This window comes from Polaribacter tangerinus (genome assembly GCF_038024095.1).
In the GTDB taxonomy this organism is placed as follows: Bacteria; Bacteroidota; Bacteroidia; order Flavobacteriales; family Flavobacteriaceae; genus Polaribacter; species Polaribacter tangerinus.
On sequence record NZ_CP150668.1, the window covers coordinates 2,275,204 to 2,296,468 of the forward strand.

A 21,265-nucleotide genomic window follows, 5' to 3' on the forward strand; every position below is an offset into this window, starting at 1 on the left:
TTATAAACGTTCGTTAATAAAAGTTCTTAGTACATTAATGGCAACATTATTGTAGCGGTCGTTCGGTATAATTAAATCAGCAAAATTTTTTGTTGGCTCTATAAATTGCTGATGCATAGGTTTAAGTGTTGTTTGATACCTTGTTAGCACCTCGTCTATATCTCTACCTCTTTCTGTAATATCTCTTTTTAATCTTCTAATTAAACGTTCGTCTGTTTCTGCATGTACAAAAATTTTAATATCGAATAAATCTCTCAGCTCTTTGTTATTAAATATTAAAATACCCTCAACAATAATTACTTTTCTTGGATGAGTCTTTATGGTGTCTTTAGTTCTGTTATGCGTTACAAAAGAATAAATTGGTTGGTTTATAGTTTTTCCAGATTTTAAGGCTTTCAAATGTTTTATAATTAAGTCGAAATCGATAGCTCTCGGATGGTCAAAGTTAATCTTTGTTCTTTCTTCGTAAGAAAGTGAGTCGGTTTCGTTGTAATAAGAATCTTGAGAAATTACACAAACTTCATCGGTAGGAAGTTGTTTAATTATCTGATTTACTACTGTTGTTTTACCACTTCCTGTACCACCAGCTATCCCTATTATAAGCATCTGTAATTATTATTTTATCAAAATTATAATTCTGATGTAAAGATATTATAAAATTCTAAATCGGACTAGTTTAGCATCCGTTTTCTGTTGCTTGAAAAGTAATTTTAAACTTTGTAATAGTTACAAAAAAAAAGCCTCATATAAATGAGACTTATTTTGAGCCGATGGAGGGACTCGAACCCACGACCTGCTGATTACAAATCAGCTGCTCTAGCCAGCTGAGCTACATCGGCTTTTAATTTGAGTGCGCAAATAAAATATAAAATTTTAAATCTGCCTAACTAAAAATCATTTTTTTTATTCTGTTAACGCCTCTTTGTAGGTTTTTAAACAGCGCTCTCTGGCAAATTTATGAGCTACCATTTCTTTTGCGTAAGTAAGTTCTTGAAATTCTGGCACCCATTTTTTTATGTACGCCAGGTCTTTGTCGAATTTTTTTATTTGAGTCGTAGGATTAAATATTCTAAAATAAGGTGCTGCATCTACACCAGAACCAGCAACCCATTGCCAGTTGCCAACATTACTTGCCATTTCATAGTCGTGTAGTTTTTCTGCAAAATAGGCTTCGCCCCATCTCCAATCTATAAGTAGGTGCTTACACAAAAAGCTACCTACCAACATTCTTATTCTATTATGCATAAAACCGGTAGCATTTAACTGTCGCATACCTGCGTCTACTAGTGGGTATCCTGTTTCTCCTTTACACCATTTCTTAAACTCTTCTTCATTATTTCTCCAAACAATTCTATCGTATTTAGATTTAAAAGATTGGTCTTTAGTAGAAGGAAAATGCCATAAAATTTGCATAAAAAACTCTCTCCAGATTAGTTCTTTCCAAAAAACTTCGTTTTCTTCTGCAATTGCTTTCGCTACCATTTTTCGAACACTTACAGTTCCAAAACGCAAGTGAGGCCCTAGTTTAGAGGTAGCATCTAAAGCCGGATAGTTTCTGGTTTCTTCGTATTGTTGTATCAGCTTAGGAGTTACCGTATAGGCTGCTATTTCTTGTGTTGATTTTTCGAATCCAATTTCCTCTAAACTTAAATTTGGTAAACGAGTATTTTGATATAAGTTTACTAAATATGAGCTTGTATAATAATGGTCTAAATTGTAGGTTTTAAATTTTTCTCGCCACATTTTCATGTATGGAGTATATACTACATAAGGTGTCCCATCTTTTTTTACGATTTCATCTTTTTCAAATATTACTTGGTCTTTGAATGTTTTAAAATGAACACCATTTTTTGCTAGTAAGTTTGTAATCTTTTGATCTCTTTCGGTGGCGTATGGTTCGTAATCATGGTTTGTAAATACCGTATCTATTGAGTAGTCATTCAATAGCTTTTCAAAAATATTGGCAGGGCTCCCAAAATACATAGCGATGCTACTGTTGTGTTCTTCTTTTAGTTTAGAACGCATTTTTTGCAATGTGTTGTAAATAAAAGTAATACGAGCATCATTTTTTGGTAACTTTTTTAAAATTTCATCATCAAAAATAAAAATAGGAAGTACCGGATTGTCACTTTTTAAGGCGTTGTAAAACCCAATATTATCATCTAATCTTAAATCTCTTCTAAACCAGAATATGTTTACCTTATTATTCATTTTTTACGATTTATGGAGACCAAAAAGGGCAACTAATTTTTGTTGTCTGTAACCAAAAATTTCTTCTAGTTTTGGCTTTACTAAAAAGGGATGTATCATTCTACCAAAAATACCAAAAGGAACTTTATAGTCTATAATATCTTCTAGCTCTACACCGCCATCAATTTCTTTAATAAAATGTTTGTGATGCCAAAGCGCATAGGGTCCAAACATTTGTACATCGACAAAGTATTTTTTTTCTTCGATATGTGTTATTTCAGAAACCCATTTGGTTTTAATGCCTAAAAGAGGTGTTACAATATATTGTATAATCTGACCCGTATATAAAGGTCTGTCTATTTTAGAAATGATATTAAAACTCATGTAATCTGGGGTGATTACTTTTAAGTTCTTCGGATTTGATAAAAATGCCCAAGCTTCGTCTAGAGAAATGGGTAATTTTTGTTTTTTATGCAGCGTGTATATTTTCATTTAGTTGTGTATTAAGACATATAAATTTAAAGAAGTAGCTATACATAGCCATAAAACATAAGGGATTAGTAATACCTTATACTTACCCGCTTGATTACTAAGTTTTAATAAATATACAAAAAGTAGTGCTGTTAAAAGTATTAAATTAATAAGAGCGAAAGCTACCAAATGTTGATTGAAAAACAGGTAGTTCCAACTTACATTTAGTAAAAATTGTAAGAGAAAGTAACGTTGTTGTTTTTTGGAGTTTTCGATGGTAAATATTTTTCCTAGATATATCGAAAAGCAAATCATAATAGTAGTCCAAGCAACGCCAAAAACCCACCCTGGTGGTGTCCAAGGTGCTTTGTTTAAGTTTTCGTACCAATCAGTTGACGGACCGTTATTCATTAGCCAACTTCCTATGGCTAAACCACCGAAATTGATTATTAAAAATAGAAAAGTACGCTGTAATTGTTTCATTTCTATTTTGCCTGTAAAGCTTCAATTTTTTTTAGGATGTTGTCTGCCTCAAGGTATTTTTGATCGCTATCGCTTCTGTTTATAGATTGTAACTTGTAAGCTTCTTCCATTAATTTTTTATAAGTAGCTTGAAGCTTTTCAACTTCAGACTTTTTTTTAAACAATCCGAACATCGCTATTATTTTAAATGTTTTGTTATTTTAGAACTTTTTGGTTTTGTAATTGAGAAAAAGTAATCTATGAGTTCACCTTCTCTAGATACTAAATATTTCTGAAAATTCCATTTTACAGAAGTGCTTTTGGTATTGTTTAGAGTTTTACTTGTAAGCCACGCGTATAAAGGATGTTGCTTACTTCCTTTTACTTCAATTTTTTCTGTCATTAAAAAACTGACTCCAAAATTAACTTTACAGAAAGCGCTAATATCTTCTGCTGTTCCTGGTTCTTGACTACCAAATTGATTACAAGGCGAGCCAATAATCATTAAATCGTTTTTATATTCCTTGTAAAGTTCTTCAAGTTCTTTGTACTGAGAGGTAAAACCGCATTTAGAAGCAACATTTACAAAAAGCAAGAATTTACCTTTATAGTCTGCTAAATTAATTTCTTTGTTTTGTAAACTATTTATTTTGATATCGTAAATACTAGCCATTTTTTAAAGTTTAAAGTTAACAATTCCACAATCTAACTCGAATATTTGACCAGATATAGAAGCAGCTTTATCAGAAATAAGAAAGCTTGCTAAATCTGCAACTTCGTTTGGTTTTAAAAACTTTTTTAAAGGATGACGTTCTGTAATATTTTCAATCATTCTTTCATTTCTTAGAAGTTTTGAGGCTAAATCTGTATCTGTTACTGTTGGTGCAATGGCATTTACGCGTATGGTTGGTGCTAATTCGGCACCTAATGATTTTGTTATTCCCTCTACACCAGATTTTGCTGCGGCAACACTAGCGTGAAAGGGCATACCTAGTTTTGTTGCTACGGTACTAAATAGTAATACTGATGGTTGGTTACCATTTTTAAGTTTTGGTAAATACTTTTGAATTGTTTTTACAGCACCAACAACATTTATTTCGAAGTCTTCTCTAAATTCTTCTAATTTTAATCTAGATATTGGTTTTAGGTTGATGCTTCCAGGGCAGTAGATTAGGGTGTCTACTGCATCTATTTCTGGTAAGTTTTCTGTAAGAACATCACATGTATAATGTGTTAAGTTTGCATGAGGCTGCAAAGGAGCTGTTCTACTAATGTTTATAACGTTGTTGTTTTCTACTAAAGAATTTACAATTGCTTGTCCTATTCCTTTACTTCCACCTACTACTATAATGTTTTTCATGTGCTTTTAAGGTCTTCCTTTCAAGCGCTTTTCAATTTTTTGTTTTACAACTGTTAAGCGCTTCATTAAATCCATAATGGCTGGATCTTTTTCTGTTTTGTAAACTTCATTTAGCTCCAAAATAAGTGCTTTTACTTCTCTGGAGGCTAAAATTCTGTCACTTGTTGTTTTAAAAGAGAACTTTCTATTCTCAAATTCTACGGCTCTTTCTGTTAAATTCATTCTGTATTAACTTATCATTTTAAATAATTTTTCCAATATAATTATAAAAGTTAGATAAGCAATAAAAATCTTTCTTATTTATTAAGAAGTTAACGGTTTGCCTTTTAATCTTTTTTCTATCCGTTGTTTAATAACAGTTAGTCTTTTCATAACATCCATAATTTTGGTGTCTTTATTTTTCTTGTAAATTTCGTTTAAGCTTAAAATTAATTCTTTAGCTTCTCTAGCAGCCATAATTCGGTCGCTAGTGGTTGGGAACCTCATTTTTCTATTCTCAAAGGCTATTGCTTTTTCTATTAATTCCATATCTAATAGTTTAATGTATTTTGTAATTCTGCTATTTTTTCTGGGCTGTTAAATTGTCCTCCAAAAAAAGAAGTTACTGTGGCAGATGTATCATCTTTTATACCTCTAGAAGAAACGCATAAATGTTTGGCGTCTATAATTACAGCCACATCTTCTGTTTGTAAAATACTTTTAAGTTCTTCTGCAATTTGATTGGTAAGTCTTTCTTGAACTTGGGGTCTTTTGGCATAATATTGTACAATTCTATTGAGTTTAGAAAGTCCGATTACTTTTCCGGATGAGATATAGGCAACATGTGCTTTTCCAATAATTGGTACAAAATGATGTTCACAGTTCGAATAAAAAGTAATATTCTTTTCAACCAACATCTGTTGGTATTTGTACTTATTATCAAACAAAGCAACTTTTGGTTTGTTTGCTGGGTTTAATCCAGAAAATATTTCGTCGATGTACATTTTTGCAACTCTTTTAGGAGTTCCCTTAAGAGAATCGTCTGTTAAATCTAAGCCCATAACATCCATAATTTCACCAAATAAAGAGGCTATTTTTTCTTTTTTTTCATCATCAGATTGTAAGAAAGCATCTTTTTTCATTGGAGTTTCTAAACCAGTAAATAGGTGGTCATCGCCAATTTCATCAGTAGAAAAGTAGCTAAGTTCGTCAGTAATTGAGGTGTCTTTTAGTTGGGGTTCTTTTAACATGTGTTCTTTTTTATGTGCTGTCTTTAAAATTTCATAATTTTAAAAAGCAAAGCACTGGTTTTTATCTTTTGGATATTGAGTTGTTCGAAATACTTCTTTGTCTCGAACATTTAAACCTTCCTTTTTCGAAGGTTCTTAACTTTTGATGTTTTGTTTTTCTTCCTTGAACTCTTTGGCGCCACATTTTAAAACTTTTAGGTTTCATTTCTCTGCGCATGAGCTCAATTACTTCTTGCTCTTTTAAACCAAATTGAAATTCTATAGATTCGAAAGTTGTTCTGTCTTCCCAAGCCATTTCAATTATTCTGTCTATTGCTATGTTATTTAATTTTTCCATTTAATAAAATTCGAACTGTTTGTCGTAATCTATTTTTAGGGTTAAAAGTTTGTCTATAAATTTTTTATTTTCTTGCAATAATTTATTGTTTTTAAAACGTACAAAGTTGCCTTGTGCATGAATACTAAAACCACTTGTTTTATAGGTGTGAAGTTGGTAAAAAGGAATGGCCCAACTATAATTTTTTAATCCTTTATTTATGTATACTAGTATTCCTTTTTCTCTAATTTCTATATTGCCATAATTGACATCAGAAACAGTATTGGTGAATTTTTTAAAATTCGGACTCACTTCTTCAATAATCATTCTTTTCGAACCAACACCACCTATTTTTAAAGATGATAGAAGGGAATAAGAGTTGCCCAAAAGTTTTGTAATGGCAATTTTCGCATCATCATTTCTGTGTGTAGTATCGAATATCATACATCAAATCTACAAAAAAAATAATTATGTTTAACTTATTTTATGTATTGTTAAACAAAATTAACAAAACATTATGTTTATAATTAACTTGTTGTAAATAAGTTTTTTGAAAAAATAATACTGAATATATATGATGGTGGCACGGGTGTAGAAATGAGACTTTACTTTTAAAGTAATTTTACTCTGTTTTAAACATTCTATTTCTATTAGAAAGCGTATGTTTTTTTAGAATCCGTAAACTTTCTCTGGCTACTTCTTTATCATTTCTCATATTCCATAGAGTATCGCTGGCTTTTTTACGTGCTTTTTTTAGCGTTACAATTGGTTTCGGATAATCTTCACCAAGTTTAAAGTTGCAAAACTGTTCATCTAAAGGCGTCATTAAATAAGGTTCGTGAACAAATGGTAAAGGTAAATTTGCTAGTTCTGGACACCACTTTTTTATAAAAGTAGCCTCTTCATCATGTTCTAAACTATTTTTTACAGGATTGTAAATCCGTAAGGCATTGATGCCAGTTTCTCCTGCGTTCATTTGTAATTGAGGAAAATGAATACCTGGTTCAAAATCTAAAAATAAATGAGATAAATGTTGAGATGCATCTTGCCAAGGTTGCCATAAAATATGAGTAAAAAAGGAAACCAGCATGGCACGCATTCTAAAATTTACATAGCCTGTTTCTGCCAAACATCTCATGCTAGCATCTATTAAAGGAAAACCTGTTTTGCCTTCTTTCCATGCTTTTTGGTACTCTTCTGAAATACTTTTTTTTAATTTATGAAACCCTTTGTTTACGCTAGCGTTTTCCATGGTGTATTCCATTTCAAACTTCTGAATAAAATGAGCTTGCCATCGGAGTCTTGAAACAAAAGCGCCTAAATGTCTTTTGTTTTTTTCATTTTTATACTTGTGAGCTTCTTGAAAAATTTGACGAATAGATACATTTCCCCAAGCTATGTATGGCGATAATCTACTGCAACTTTCTCTCGCCAAAGCGGGTTTAGAAATATGATACATGTACTTTTCGTGCCTGTTTTCGAAAAATGTTTTGGCATATCTCCAAGCTAATGTACTGCCTCCTTTTTGAAACGGACTATCTAGAGGAGTTTCTAAAGAAACTACTTTAAAAAAACGTTCTAAATTTTCAATTTCTGAAATAGATAAAAATTTATCTTTATGTAGGTTGTTTTTAATTGGGCTTGCCATCATATAATCTTCCCATTTATCAAACCAATCTTCTCTATTTAACAGTCCTCTTAAAACTCCATTATTGGTATTTTCTACCCAATTAATTTCATTGTTTCTGGTATATCGTTTAAATTCTTTATCTCTATTGAAAGTTATTAATAGACCTGTTTCTTGATGAGAAAAAACGTTATGAATCTTATAATTATTTAACAGTTGATTGAACGCAGTAACAACCTCTGTTTGAACACAAAGTATCTTTGTATTAAAAGAAGCCAGTTCTTTATTTAAGTCTACAATAGATTGTTTTATAAAATTCCAATGGCGTTCGCTGTAATGCGGATCTTTGATAAGGGAGTTCTCGAATACATATAAAAAAAGCACTTTGTTATTTGTTTGTAAAGCGTTAAAAATAGCCTCGTTGTCTTGCAAACGAAGGTCTCTCTTTAACCAAATTACATCTATTTCATCTTTTTTAGTACGCATCTATGTTTTCTAATATATGTGCCGCTTTTTCTTTAATTTTAATTCTATCGGTGCTAGACATTTTGTGTAGCACACTGTACATCATTTTCATTCTAAAGTTAGAGGAGAGTTGTGCCTGTTTTTCTTCTAAAAAGTTCCAATAAAGTGCATTAAACGGACACGCATCTTCTTCAAATTTTTTCGCTTTTTTGTAGGCGCAACTATCACAATAATTACTCATTTTCGAAATATAACTTCCGCTCGATACATAAGGTTTCGTGGCTATTTTACCACCATCTGCAAACTGACTCATACCACGAGTATTTGGCAATTGAACCCATTCTAGTGCATCAACATAAATGCCCAAATACCAAGCATCAATTTCGTCGGGATTTACCTGAGCTAGCAATGCAAAATTACCTGTAACCATTAGTCGTTGTATGTGGTGAGCATACCCATTGTCTAATGAATTGTGAATAGCATTTTTTAAACAGTTCATTTTGGTGTTTCCTGTCCAGAAAAAATCGGGTAATTTATTTGTGTTAGATAAGAAGTTTTCCTTTTTGTAAGTTGGCATTAAATGCCAATACATGCCTCTCATATATTCTCTCCATCCTAAAATTTGACGAATAAACCCCTCTACTTGAGAAATATCTATTTCTGATTCTCTTTGTCGGTAAGTTTCTAAAACGTACGCTACAATTTCTTTTGGGGAAATCATCTTTGTGTTCATAGCAAAAGAAATTCTACTATGAAAAAGGTAAATTTTGTCGGTGTGCATGGCGTCTTGATAATCGCCAAAATGAATTAATAAATGCTTACAAAAGTAATGTAGTTGTGCTACAGATTGTTTTCGAGAAATTGGGTATTCGAAATATTTTGCATTTATTTTTCCTATATATTTTACACCTGCTTTTTTTACGTCGTCCAATATGTCACTTACATCATTGTCAAAATTTATTTCTGTAGGAATTAAAACATCGCCTTTCCATTTTTTTCTATTGCTGGCATCATAATTCCATTTTCCACCCTCAGGTTGTTCATTTACCATTAAAATTTGATGTTTTTTTCGCATATTGCGATAAAAATTTTCCATCAAAAATTGCTTTTTACCTTTAAAAAAATTAGCTAACTCTTCTCTTTCTGTATAAAAATGTTCTGTAGAATAAACATGAGTAGGAATTGATAAAGTGTTGGCAAAATCGTTTAATTGTTTGTCTAGTCTATACTCATCAGGAGCCAAATATTCTAGTTCTTCAATTTGTTGTTCTTTAATTAGCAGCAATAAATTGTCCGTTAAACTTTGCGTGTTTTTTGTGTCGTTTATTGTAAAGTAAATAACTTGATGATTTTCTTTTTCTAGCTCATTTGCAAAGTTTCTCATAGCTGCAAAAAAGCCAACAATTTTCTGAATATGATGTGTTACATAGTCAGTTTCTTGTCTCATTTCGAAAATACAGTATATAGTATTTTTATCGGTTTTTGAAAACCAAGAGTGTTTACTATTCAGCTGATCTCCTAAAATTAGACGAAGTTTTTTCATTTTTATTTATAATAATGTTGGTTGTAACCAGCGTTTTCTGTATTTGTAGTTACCATCGTAACGTTCTGCCTGTAGTTGAGTGTTAAATTTTCTATCTCTTGGGTCGTTTCCAACACCAGCAACATACATCCAATTTCCGTAATTGCTGTGTACGTCATAATCGATTAAAAGAGATTCAAAATAAGCGGCGCCAATTCTCCAATCTAGTAATAATTCTTTTGCGAAGTATGAGGCAACATTTTGCCTGCCTCGATTGCTCATAAAACCAGTTTTTTTTAACTCGATCATGTTGGCGTTTACAAAATCATCTTTTGTTGTTCCGTTTATCCAAGATTCTATAGCAATTTTATTGTTGTTCCAATGATAATCTTTCTCTAAAATACCACCAATTTTAAAAATTTTATTTTGATATTTTAACGATATATACTTAAAATAGTCTCTCCAAATTAACTCAAAAATAACCCAATAAGTAGAGTCGTTAGCACCATGTTTTGCCTCATATTCTTTTATTTTCCAATAAATGGTTTTTGCAGAAATACTTCCATTTGCAAGCCACGAAGAAAATTTAGTACTGTAATCTGTGCCCAAAAGTCCGTTTCTAGTTTTTTTATAAAAACCAACTTTTTTTGAGGTAAAAAAATATGCATTTAATCTTTCGAGGGCAGCATCTTCACCACCAGAAAATGGAAAAGCACTGTTCGGATGTTTTTCGATATTCTTAAAACCTAATATTTTTAAATTCGGAACTTCTGTAGGGTTGTTAATAGTGTTATTTTCGTTTTGATTTGCAATATTTATTTCTGCATCAATTTTTACTGTTTTTTCAAGTTTTTTTCTAAAAGCTGTAAAAACGTTAGGAATATTGGTAAAGTCTGTAGCTACTTTTTCTGGTGTATATAAAAATTGGTCATACACTTCTACAAAAGAAACACTTTTAGATAAAGTAAGTTGTATTAAATTATTGGTTTTTACCTCTTCACTTGTCCATTCTTTTTGAGTGTAAATACTCGTAATTTTAAGCAAATCGCAGAGTTGATGCATTTCATCTTCAGGACTTTTAAAATAACTGAGTAGTGTAATGTTTTTTTTGGCAAGATTTTTTTTAAGGTTTGCAACAGTTTCCAATAAAAATTGTGCTCTAAATCTTTCTATTTTTTTAAATCCGAAGTTGTTAGATGTGAATAATTTTGGGTCAAAAAAGTAGACTGCAATTGTTTGATGGTTATTTTGTAAAGATGTTGCTAATGCTTTATTATCGTGAACACGTAAATTGTTACGAAACCAAACCAAGCCTATTTTTTTCTGTTGCTGCTGCATTTTTTACTACAATATTTAACGTTTTCCCAATTTTTCTCCCATTTTTTTCTCCACGAAAAAGGCCTGTTGCAAACCACACAAGTTTTAATTGGAAGATGCTCTTTTTTCAAATTTCACACACTTTATATCAGTAAAAAAAACTAATTATTTTTTGGTCTTTGATACGATAATTGTTTCTTAAATTTCGGAATTGCATAGGTGTCCAATCCGTTTATAGTGGCTATTTTTCCGTTCGAAAGATTAATAAGTCCATCTTTTTGGAGTAATTGGTCATTTACATATAACTCTTCGATTTGAGACACAATAAGCATAACATCATTAGAAGGAACATATATCTCTTCTATAAACTTCATGCTCATTTGAACCGGAGCATTTTTTACAAACGGAGCTTTAAAGGCGCCTTTGTATTCCTCTTCTAAATTGGTTACATCAAATTCAGAAATTTCTTCGGCATATTTCGCAGAAGTATGATGTGCGTCATCAATAATATCTTCATAAATATGATTGATAGTAAAAGTACCCAGTTCTTGTATGTTTTTGTAAGTATTTCTTGGCACTGTAGTGGGCCTTAATATAAAACCTAAGGTTGGCGGATTTGAGCCCAAGTGAATTACAGAGCTAAACACGGCAACATTGGTAATTCCTTCTTTCGAAATAGAACCTAATAAATTTGCAGATTTAAAGCCAGAGCAACTATTTATAAGGTTTATCTTATATATTTTTTCTAGCTTGTCGATGTCTTTTCTTGTAAAAAATGCCATTACAAATCTTTAAAGTTATTTATTTTAATGTTTTTAGCTTTTAAATCGTGCATTAAATTATACAAGCCAAAAAACGTTCTATTTATGTATATAAAATGTTTAGAACCTCTATTACCATTCATGTTTTTAAGCTCTGTACTTTTGGCATATTTCTGACCAAGTTCTGCTATTTTACCAAAGAAAACTTCATCAGAAAAATCAAATATTTCGTTGTTTAAAGGTTGTGTAAAAAGAGATAGCATTTCATGAAACATTGCTCTAAAAAAGTCTAATTCTTCTTTAGAATCATCTTTTCTCAAAATTTCTAATTCATATAGCTTCTCCTCAAAAATTTCGGCATTATTAATACTTTCCGGTTTTGCCAATTCAAAATAAGGTGTGTAAAACTCTAATGGAATTGTTTTCATACAACCAAAATCAATCACTATCAATTCATTTTCTGGTGATATTAGAAAATTACCAGGATGAGGATCGGCATGTACTTTTTTAAGAATGTGCATTTGGTACATGTAAAAATCCCAAAGCGCCTGACCTATTTTTTGAGATATTTCTTGGTTTTGAGGGATGTATTCAGACAAATGGATACCGTTCATCCAATCCATAGTGATTATTCTGTCTGAAGATAAATCAGAATAATAGTTGGGAAATTTTAAATTCGGAATATGTTTACAAGCGGCAACAATATCCTTACTTTGTGCTACTTCCAAAATATAATTAGTTTCCTCTACCAATTTATTTTCTACCTCTTTAAAATATTTATCGGAATCTTTACCTCTAATATTAAACATTTTTACGGCTATCGGTTTTACCAAAGATAAATCTGAAGCAATACTTTCTGCCACTCCCGGATATTGAATTTTAACCGCTAATTTTTTACCTGCTTTTTCTGCTTTATGAACTTGGCCAATACTTGCAGCGTTTACAGATACTAAATCGAATTTATCGTATATATCTTCTGGGTTTTTACCAAAATATTTTTTAAAAGTTTTAGAAACAAGAGCAGGAGATAAAGGTGGGACAGAAAATTGCGATAACGAAAATTTTTCTACATAGGCTTTTGGTAAAATGCTTTTTTCCATACTTAGCATTTGCGCCACTTTTAAGGCACTTCCTTTAAGCTGTTTTAAACCATCATATATATCATCGGCATTATTTTCATTTAATCTTGCTTTGGCTTCATCTTCTGTTTTGGTAATTTTATCGCCATAATATTTTAGGTAGTTTACACCAATTTTTGCTCCTGTAGAAACTAATTTAGAAGCACGTTGTATTTTAGAGGTAGGTATAGAATCTATGGTTTTCATAGGCTTAGGAAAGTATGTGGTTAGTGTTTTTAGTTAAAGTTTACTTTTTCTTTTAAAATAAACTTTCCAAAGTCTATAATGCTTTTAAGCGGTTTAATATCCATTAAATCGAAACGAGCGTTGATAGATTTTTCTATAAAAATATCTGTTTTTTCAAAGGATGCAGAAGTGTCATCTAACCAAAACTTCATGGTAATTAATAAGTGAACCCACGATGATTCTTGTAGTGTTTTGTCTTGTATTTTTTCTAATCGTTCTTCCTTTAAATCTATTTTTTCTATACCGATATTGCTTATATATGTCTTGTAGTCCTCTTTTAAATTTTTTAAAGATTTTAGGTTTTTTAAATCACCATTTTTTTCAATCGCATATACAACATAACTTCTGTTTGCGGTTAAAATTTCGAAAAAGGTAAAGTAAAAACTTAATAGTTTGTTTTTGGCGTCATAGTTTTCATATGCATCGCTTTTTGCCAAAACTTTTATGGTATTATTAAAAAATTCGCTAAAAATTGATTGCTCAATCGCTTCAAAATTTCCGTAGTATTTGTAAAATTCTGCTTCCTCAAAATTATTTTCTTTGGCAAAACTAAATACCGATTTTGGTGCATGGTTATTTTCTAAAACAAAATCCATGTACCATGAAATTAATTGATCTTTTGTAATATTTTTCTTACGAGCCATAATGATTAAATTTTATGTAAAGATACGAATGTTTAATAAAATAAATAAAATGTTAAACAATAATCTTTTGTTAAAAACGGTAAATATTTCACTGTTAGTAAAACCAATTTATTGGAATTGTTATCTTTGATTTTTTTAAAAAAAAGAAAATTATATGATCAGGTTTACAACTGCCAAAAGGGTACTGTCATTTTTTTTATTAATTGCAGTCTTACTTTCTTGTAAAAAAAAGGAATTATCAAATACGAATGTAGATAATACAAGCGTTAAAAGCCTCATAAAAAGTGCACCAAAGGGGATGGTTTGGGTAGCGCCCAAAACTTTTTTGATGGGAGCAAAGGCAGATGATAATTATGCGATGGATAGAGAAAAACCGTCCCATGAAGTTTATGTAGATGGTTTTTTTATTGATGTAAATGAAGTAACTAATAAGCAATTTAGTGATTTTGTTGCGGCAACAAACTACATTACAACTGCAGAAAAACCAATAGATTGGGATGAAATAAAAAAAGATTTACCTGCAAATACGCCAAGACCAGCCGATTCTATTTTACAACCAGGTAGTTTAATTTTTAATAAGAATGCTGGTAAAGTGGTTTCTATGAATAATTACCAGCAATGGTGGACATGGAAAATTGGTGCTAATTGGCGACAGCCAGAAGGGCCTGGTAGTTCTATAAAAGGCAAAGAAAATTACCCAGTTGTTCATGTAAGTTATGCCGATGCTTTGGCTTATTGTAATTGGGCAAACAGACGATTACCAACCGAGGCAGAGTGGGAGTCTGCAGCCCAAGCAAACAACAAAAATAATATTTTTGTTTGGGGAAATGATGCCAATGCTTTAAATAAAAATGCCAATACTTGGCAAGGTGTTTTTCCAACAAAAAATATTTCTGAAGACGGTTTTGAATATATATCACCTATTAAATCCTATCCACCAAACAGTTTGGGTATTTATGATATGGCAGGAAATGTTTGGGAAATGACTTCCGATTTATTCAATGTAAACTATTATGCATCTTTAGATAAGAGCAAAGTATTAAGAAATCCGACAGGTGCAAAAACTCCTTTTTCACCTTCTAACCCAAGACAGTTAGAATATGTTATGAAAGGTGGTTCTTTTCTTTGTCATGCCTCATATTGTGCTAGTTTTAGAATATCTGCTAGAATGGGTATGGAGCCAAGTTCTAGTTCAGATCATATCGGTTTTAGAACCGTAGCAACCCCAGAAATGTTGGAGATTGATTTGAATTAAATAGTTGTTAATGACTAAAAAGCAAGTTTTTTTGGGCTAGCAGAAGTAATTACGTTTAAATATTTCTAAATGGAAATTATCAAAAAAAATCCCAATCAATTGTACTTTAAAAATATAGTTGATTGGGATTTTAAGTGTGGAGATCGTTGAACTCGTAACCTAACCACTCTCTCAACTGTTATTAGATATTGAATATCAATTAATTGAGTGTCAATTTTAATGTTTCAAAAAACCTCTCAAATTCGTTCATGTCGCAATTATTCCAACGTTATCGAGTTTTGAGTACTGATTTACCACAAATTTAATGGTATTGGGTTACGGTTCCTATTTATCACATCAGTATTCCCGCCAACTACAATTGAAGAGGATCTGTGATAGGTGATACTTGTTGTTATAACAGTTGGACTAATACTAATGGTATTGTTAGTTCCCCCGCGGATTCACTTATTTACCTATAACCGTTATATCGTTATACCTGTGGAGGGTTACGCCAACTACATTCTCTGATCAGGACCGTGGTGATTAGGATCTCCCTTCTCAATTCTAATCCGCAGAGATAATCCATCAATAACTGTGGTGGTTGTATCAATAGATATATATTGACCTCCCCCCGCGGGAGGAACTCCTCCTGTATCAGACCTTAAATGGTGAAAAAACGGTTATGGTAACAGGGGGTCAGTACCGTCAAAAAAATATTTTCAGAAAAATGGATGGGATGTGGGACTATACTGCGACACCAGTAATATAAGTCTCTACAAAGTCTACAATCTTATTTTTTAGTCTCTCTGAGGTAGATGATCTTTCTTTCAGTGATGGTCTTTTATCCAACATGTCAATTAGATCATCTCTCAATGGTTCCTTTTCGGTAAAGAGGTAATCACCTATCACTTTTTCAAGTTTACCCTTATCTAACTTCTCTTCATCAACCAATCTATCGATGTATTCCGATCGTTCTTTATCCCAAAACTTTTCGAATTCCTCAGGGATGTTGTCACTGTCCTCAATGTGAGGTAGATTTTCATCAATGAACTTCTCGATTAATTCTCTTTTACTTCTAAGATCGGATTGACCTGAGATGATTTCAATTATTTTCTTTCTCTGTGTATCTTGTTCCTCAATTGGACTATTCTTAAGTGTTGAAAGGAGATTAAGTATGTAGGAGACATTGATTTCATCTCTATGAATAAGTTCTAACTCAAAGTCAATATCATTAATAATGGATACCTTTTCTTTAGAATCACCCTTATGTCTATCATAAAGATCTAAGTACTTACTCTTGTAGTCTTCAAACTCTTGATCCTCCATTTCAGTTTCTTCCATTTCAAACTGAGTAAAGGTGTTAAGAACGTTTTTTACTCGCATTAGATCTCTGAAGAGTTTAATAAACTCGAATTGATCATCCTCACTAATTAAGTCGTTGACACTGTCAACGCTGGGGGTAAGTTTTGTTAGGTTGTTATACGCATCATTAAATCTTTCTAAATAAACCTCGTAAGGTTCCATAACAATGAGATCCTTATTGTCTAAATTAGAGAACAATCGAATTGCATCGTCAGTTTGTTTCTTTAGATTTCTAAAAGAGACAATATTTCCTTGAGATTTCAACTCCCCAAAAATCCTGTTGGTTCTCGAGTACGCCTGAATAAGACCATGAAATTTCAAGTTTTTATCTACGTAAAGAGTATTTAATAATTTACTATCAAATCCAGTAAGGAACATGTTAACTACCAATAGAACATCGATTTGTTTCTCCTTTACTTTCCTTGCAATGTCATTGTAATAATTGTAATAGGATTGACTATCCTTAGTAGTGTAATTAGTTCCAAAAGTTTTGTTGTAATCCCCAATAAAGTCCTCTAAATAATCTCTTGAGTGTTGGGTTACATATTCAGATTCAGGTTCTGCTGCAGTAGAAAACTCCTCTCCAAAATTTCCAAGGGTGTCTTTGTCCTCTTCGTTGGATTGGTAGGAGAAAATAGTTGCAATTTTTAGTTTCTTATCATTATCTAAGTCTTTTTGTTTCTCCCTGAAGATCTTATAGTACTCTACCAATACCGATACACTCGAAACACAAAAGATAGAGGTGAATTTTCTGTTATGGGTTTTACGGTCATGGTTGTTAATGATATAATCAACTACACCTTCTAACCGTGCGGGAGAATTCATCACTTCTGTCTCATCAATATCTTCAACATTTATATCTACAATACTTTCCTTCTTCTTAAAAGTACTAATGTACTCTACAGAAAATTTTAGTACGTTTTCATCTCTGATTGCATCAGTAATAACATACTTGTGTAGACACTTATTAAACAACATGGTTGTTGTTCGTTTTCCAAATTCGTTTGACCCTGCGTTTTCCTCAAAGATCGGTGTTCCTGTAAATCCAAACATCTGAGAACTTGGGAAGAATTTTCTAATTTCTTCATGTGTCTTTCCAAATTGACTACGGTGACATTCATCAAAAATGAACACCACTTTTTTATCTGCAAGACCTTCAACTCTTGATTGATACCTATTTTTGGTGATCGCAGTGTTTAGTTTCTGAATTGTTGTAATGATCAGTTTGGTATCTCCCGCCAATTGATTCGCAAGAGTGTTTGTGTTGTTTGTTCCGTCTATACTTCCCTTAGAGAAAGAATTAAACTCTTTAGTTGTTTGATAATCCAAGTCCTTTCTATCTACTACAAACACTACTTTATGGACATTTGATAGTTGCGTCAGGATTTGCGCAGTTTTAAATGAGGTAAGGGTTTTTCCACTTCCTGTAGTGTGCCAGATGTATCCAAATTTATCAGTCGATTTAACACGTTCTACGATGTTTTCTGTTGCGTAGTACTGATATGGTCGCAACACCATTAAAACTCTATGAGTCTCGTTTAAAACGATGTATTTGGTGATCATTTTGGAAAGGTGACAAGGTTCCAAAAAGATGTCCGTGAATTTTGATAATTGGGTGATGAGTTTGTTGTTTTCATCACTCCAATAAAAGGTCTGTTTAAAAGATCTTTCTTTGATCGGATTGTTTGCGAAGTACTTAGTGTTTACTCCATTAGAAATCACAAATAGTTGAATGAATTGAAAGAGTCCGTGACCTGAACCATAGGAATGTCTCTCGTAACGATTAGTTTGATTAAACGCCTCTTTGAGCTCTAACCCTCTACGTTTCAATTCTATTTGAACAAGAGGTAAACCATTTACTAAAATAGTTACATCGTAACGGTTCTCGTATTGTCCCTTTATGGTGATTTGGTTGGTTACCTGAAACTCATTCTGACACCAAAACTGTTGATTAATCAGTTCTATGGTCTTAGTCTCGTTCTTATCGTTAATGTAAGGAACACGATCTCTTAGAGTCTTGGATCTTTCAAAGATATTTCCCTTACTTATGTAGTTTAGAATCTGTTTGAACTCGTTATCATTGAACTTAGTTTTATTATGTTTCTCCAATTGAGATTTTAGGTTCAATACCAAATCCCCCTCGTCTTTAATTGAGACTGGAGAATACCCTAAACCAACTAATTGGTCTACCAAGTTATTTTCTAATATTAGTTCAGGTTGTTTAGTCATCTATACAAACATTTTTTGAAGGAGTCCTTTTTTCCAAGTTTTTGATTTATCGATTTGGGTTTCTAATAATTCAATTTGAGTATCTAATTGATTTGAGAAGTTTGAAATTTTAGTCTGTTCTTCATTTGAAGGAATTGAAATGAACATTTGAGAATATTCAGAAATCCAATACCTTTTATGTTCGGAAAGAACAAATCTCAAATTTTTCATAATTTCAAAAACAAGTTTGAGGTTATAATTATTTGACTTTACTGTCAACATCTTCATTGCAGATGACTTCATCTTGAACTCAAAATCTACATAATGAAAAGATGTTGTAAAGTCATCAAAAATTATTGTAGGAAGATTAGAATATACACCTGTAGTCTCATTAGTATAACCTAAAATAAAGGATTTACCTGCAGTGAGAACAGGAAGGTCGTAACTGTCAGAATAATCGGTTGAATCAACCAAATATTTCGTTGGTTGTTCATAATTTAAAACATCTTCTAACCTCTTCTCCTCCCAATCAGGAAATTCGTTACCGTTGTCGTCTTTAAATCGAATCTCTTGGTTGAAGATCTTTTTCATCACACCCTTTTTATAGGTTTCCAAAAGGGTCTTTTTCTTCTCTAAAAGTTCAATTCGTTTGTCTACCGCAGTTAGGAAGTCTGCAATTTTTTGTTGTTCAGGGAGGGATGGGAATTTTATTGGACAATTTAGTACCTCAGACTTTCTAAGATTTGTCTGCCCAACTCCATTATCAAACTTTAAATAATATTTATGTCTGTTAATTCGGTAAAATAAAAATTTATTCACCTCTGTTTCTGATTTTATCGAACAGATTCTCTGATTGAGAGAGAAATAGTCACCCTTTTCAAAATAGTAACACTTTGCAATCGCCTTACCATTAGGTATATCACTCATAACCATACATAGACTGTCATCAGGAATAATGGAAAGTACTTTATCCGTATATTTTCGAACAGTACCCTCAGTAGAAATAAATTTAGAATTTACTACTACCACATTTCCATTCTCATCTATTGATCTTTCATGTCCTACACCATTCTGAAAATTAATTACCTTCTTCAATTTGTCCTGTTTCTATTCATTAAAAAATGAAGGAAACCTTAATCTCGGTATGTTTTTTACCTCACTCATATTAAAATGGGGTTGAGATATTAAGTTCTTTACAGAAAGATTGAATGATTTGATTCGTTTCTGATAGATCCTTTTCTAAAGATTGAATCTCACCTGAAACTTCTTCCAAGTCTACATCCTTTTCCTCTTCAAAAGTGTCTACATATCGAGGGATATTAAGGTTGTAGTCGTTTTCTGCAATTTCTTGAAGGGTCACCACAGAACTGTACTTATCGATAGATTCTCGGTTGCGGTAGGTATTAACCAATAATTCCACATCTTCATCTCTAAGTTCATTTTGTTTACCAACCTTTATAAAATGATCATCTCCACTTGCATCAATAAAAATAATGTCTTCGTCTTGTTCTCTACATTTTTTTAATACAAGAATACATGTAGGAATACCAGTACCAAAGAAGATGTTTGAGGGTAATCCGATTACTGCATCCAAATAGTTGAGATCTTTGATTAGATATTTTCTAATGACTTCCTCACTTGACCCTCTGAACAAAACTCCGTGCGGTAAAACGCACGCCATGGTTCCATTATCCGCTAACTGATACACCATGTGTTGCACAAACGCAAAGTCTGCTTTAGATTTTGGTGCAAGTCTACCATATTGAGAGAATCTCTCATCTGATGCGTACAATGGATTTGCATCACTCTTCCAGTTTAAGGAGAAAGGTGGATTTGCAACAATACCTTCAAATCGTTTATCAAGGTGTTGTGGATCCTCCAAAGTATCTTCTTGACGAATATCAAAATCACGATAATGAACATCGTGAAGAATCATATTCATTCGTGCAAGGTTAAAGGTTGTTCGATTGAGTTCTTGTCCGTAGAACTCACCAACCTCTACTTCTCTTGCAACACGAAGTAATAACGATCCTGAACCACAGGTTGGATCGTATACGCTCTTGAGTTTAGTTTTACCAGTAGTAATAATTTTAGATAGAATCTTAGATACCTGTTGAGGGGTATAGAATTCACCCGCAGATTTTCCTGCACCAGACGCAAACTTTGCAATTAGGTATTCATACGCATCACCTATTACATCACTCTCAACTTCATCCAATCGAAAGTCAATTTCATCTAAGTAGGTTAGGATATTGACAATGATCTCATTTCGTGCATTGGGAGTTCTTCCCAACTTGGTTGAGTTGAGATCCAAATCCTCAAAGAGTGCGTTGAAGTCATCTTCACTTTCAGTACCTGAAGTAGATTGTTCAATATGGTTGAGAACAGATTGAAGATCATCCAAAATATAGGAATTGGAATTACCTCTTTTTGTGATTGAAGAGAAGAGTTCCTCTGGTTTTAAAAAGTACCCTATTGAAATAAGACTTTCCTCTTGAATTGCATCCAAAGTCTCTTGATCTTTTACCAGTTCAAAATCTGTTACAGATTCTCCCTTGAGTAGTTCATCTGCATACAAATGTTGTTTCTCACTCAGGTACTTGTAAAATATAAATCCAAGAATGTAGTCGCGGTAGTCATCGGGATCTACTTTCCCTCTTAGGAGGTTTGCGATCCCCCACAATTGCGCATCAAGTTGGCGTCTCTGTTCTTCTGACATAGATTTTTATAATT

Annotated in this window: 23 protein-coding genes and 1 tRNA gene; 1 reads left to right on the forward strand and 23 read right to left on the reverse strand. The window is 32.3% G+C overall.

The features are described 5' to 3' along the window. The 20 genes from udk to WHD54_RS09985 all read right to left on the reverse strand — a co-directional run bounded on the left by udk (position 1) and on the right by WHD54_RS09985 (position 13,728). Positions 1–606 (reverse strand): uridine kinase, encoded by a 606-nt coding sequence (gene udk, locus WHD54_RS09890; RefSeq protein WP_088323579.1) that lies wholly within the window; start codon positions 604–606, stop codon positions 1–3. A gap of 159 nt (positions 607–765) precedes the next feature. After that, positions 766–839, reverse strand: a tRNA-Thr gene (locus WHD54_RS09895). A 64-nt stretch (positions 840–903) separates the two neighbouring features. Further along, a complete protein-coding gene (locus tag WHD54_RS09900; protein ID WP_088323578.1) occupies positions 904–2,211 on the reverse strand; it encodes a cryptochrome/photolyase family protein in 1,308 nt (435 codons plus the stop codon). Positions 2,212–2,214: 3 nt separating this feature from the next. Continuing rightward, positions 2,215–2,682, reverse strand: a complete 468-nt coding sequence (locus WHD54_RS09905) for an SRPBCC family protein (protein ID WP_088323577.1) — start codon at positions 2,680–2,682, stop codon at positions 2,215–2,217. Beyond that, positions 2,683–3,144 (reverse strand): TspO/MBR family protein, encoded by a 462-nt coding sequence (locus tag WHD54_RS09910; RefSeq protein ID WP_088323576.1) that lies wholly within the window; start codon positions 3,142–3,144, stop codon positions 2,683–2,685. A gap of 2 nt (positions 3,145–3,146) precedes the next feature. Then, a complete protein-coding gene (locus tag WHD54_RS09915) occupies positions 3,147–3,317 on the reverse strand; it encodes a Lacal_2735 family protein (protein ID WP_143744245.1) in 171 nt (56 codons plus the stop codon). Between the two features lie 5 nt (positions 3,318–3,322). Beyond that, positions 3,323–3,796 (reverse strand): glutathione peroxidase, encoded by a 474-nt coding sequence (locus WHD54_RS09920; protein WP_088323575.1) that lies wholly within the window; start codon positions 3,794–3,796, stop codon positions 3,323–3,325. A 3-nt stretch (positions 3,797–3,799) separates the two neighbouring features. After that, positions 3,800–4,483, reverse strand: coding sequence for an SDR family NAD(P)-dependent oxidoreductase (locus WHD54_RS09925; protein WP_088323574.1), 684 nt, complete (start codon positions 4,481–4,483; stop codon positions 3,800–3,802). Positions 4,484–4,489: 6 nt separating this feature from the next. Continuing rightward, a complete protein-coding gene (locus tag WHD54_RS09930) occupies positions 4,490–4,705 on the reverse strand; it encodes a hypothetical protein (protein WP_088323573.1) in 216 nt (71 codons plus the stop codon). A gap of 81 nt (positions 4,706–4,786) precedes the next feature. Then, positions 4,787–5,011, reverse strand: a complete 225-nt coding sequence (locus tag WHD54_RS09935) for a hypothetical protein (RefSeq protein ID WP_088323572.1) — start codon at positions 5,009–5,011, stop codon at positions 4,787–4,789. A 2-nt stretch (positions 5,012–5,013) separates the two neighbouring features. Continuing rightward, a complete protein-coding gene (gene folE / locus WHD54_RS09940; protein ID WP_088323571.1) occupies positions 5,014–5,712 on the reverse strand; it encodes a GTP cyclohydrolase I FolE in 699 nt (232 codons plus the stop codon). A 61-nt stretch (positions 5,713–5,773) separates the two neighbouring features. Further along, positions 5,774–6,049 carry a TIGR03643 family protein gene (locus WHD54_RS09945; protein WP_088323570.1) on the reverse strand — a complete coding sequence of 92 codons (276 nt, stop codon included), beginning with the start codon at positions 6,047–6,049 and terminating at the stop codon, positions 5,774–5,776. Further along, positions 6,050–6,472: a hypothetical protein gene (locus WHD54_RS09950; RefSeq protein WP_088323569.1), complete on the reverse strand. Its 423-nt coding sequence runs from the start codon at positions 6,470–6,472 to the stop codon at positions 6,050–6,052. A gap of 178 nt (positions 6,473–6,650) precedes the next feature. Then, entirely contained in the window at positions 6,651–8,141 is a 1,491-nt protein-coding gene (locus tag WHD54_RS09955; RefSeq protein WP_088323568.1) for a cryptochrome/deoxyribodipyrimidine photo-lyase family protein, read from the reverse strand. Beyond that, positions 8,131–9,663 (reverse strand): cryptochrome/photolyase family protein, encoded by a 1,533-nt coding sequence (locus WHD54_RS09960; protein WP_088323567.1) that lies wholly within the window; start codon positions 9,661–9,663, stop codon positions 8,131–8,133. Before WHD54_RS09960 ends, WHD54_RS09955 begins: the two co-directional genes overlap by 11 nt. Positions 9,664–9,669: 6 nt before the next feature. Continuing rightward, positions 9,670–10,980, reverse strand: coding sequence for a DASH family cryptochrome (locus WHD54_RS09965; protein ID WP_088323566.1), 1,311 nt, complete (start codon positions 10,978–10,980; stop codon positions 9,670–9,672). Continuing rightward, on the reverse strand, positions 10,956–11,090 hold the full coding sequence (locus WHD54_RS09970; protein ID WP_088323565.1) for a DUF2256 domain-containing protein: 135 nt from the start codon (positions 11,088–11,090) through the stop codon (positions 10,956–10,958). The genes WHD54_RS09965 and WHD54_RS09970 overlap by 25 nt, the downstream gene beginning before the upstream one ends. Before the next feature lie 30 nt (positions 11,091–11,120). Beyond that, positions 11,121–11,741, reverse strand: coding sequence for a flavin reductase family protein (locus tag WHD54_RS09975; protein WP_088323564.1), 621 nt, complete (start codon positions 11,739–11,741; stop codon positions 11,121–11,123). Beyond that, the gene (locus WHD54_RS09980) at positions 11,741–13,045 is read right to left on the reverse strand and encodes an ABC1 kinase family protein (RefSeq protein ID WP_088323563.1); all 1,305 of its coding nucleotides are present in this window, start codon (positions 13,043–13,045) and stop codon (positions 11,741–11,743) included. The genes WHD54_RS09975 and WHD54_RS09980 overlap by 1 nt, the downstream gene beginning before the upstream one ends. Positions 13,046–13,074: 29 nt before the next feature. Beyond that, entirely contained in the window at positions 13,075–13,728 is a 654-nt protein-coding gene (locus tag WHD54_RS09985; protein ID WP_088323562.1) for a TetR family transcriptional regulator C-terminal domain-containing protein, read from the reverse strand. Between the two features lie 154 nt (positions 13,729–13,882). Between WHD54_RS09985 and WHD54_RS09990 the strand changes: the two genes are divergently transcribed. Continuing rightward, positions 13,883–14,983 carry a formylglycine-generating enzyme family protein gene (locus tag WHD54_RS09990; RefSeq protein WP_088323561.1) on the forward strand — a complete coding sequence of 367 codons (1,101 nt, stop codon included), beginning with the start codon at positions 13,883–13,885 and terminating at the stop codon, positions 14,981–14,983. Between the two features lie 723 nt (positions 14,984–15,706). On the opposite strand, the gene WHD54_RS09995 is transcribed toward WHD54_RS09990, so the two are convergent. The 3 genes from WHD54_RS09995 to WHD54_RS10005 all read right to left on the reverse strand — a co-directional run bounded on the left by WHD54_RS09995 (position 15,707) and on the right by WHD54_RS10005 (position 21,251). Next, positions 15,707–18,553, reverse strand: coding sequence for a type I restriction endonuclease subunit R (locus WHD54_RS09995; RefSeq protein ID WP_088323560.1), 2,847 nt, complete (start codon positions 18,551–18,553; stop codon positions 15,707–15,709). Then, complete coding sequence (locus WHD54_RS10000; protein WP_088323559.1) at positions 18,554–19,627, reverse strand: restriction endonuclease subunit S; 1,074 nt, start codon at positions 19,625–19,627, stop codon at positions 18,554–18,556. A 70-nt stretch (positions 19,628–19,697) separates the two neighbouring features. Further along, positions 19,698–21,251, reverse strand: a complete 1,554-nt coding sequence (locus WHD54_RS10005; protein WP_088323558.1) for a type I restriction-modification system subunit M — start codon at positions 21,249–21,251, stop codon at positions 19,698–19,700. Positions 21,252–21,265: the final 14 nt, after the last annotated feature.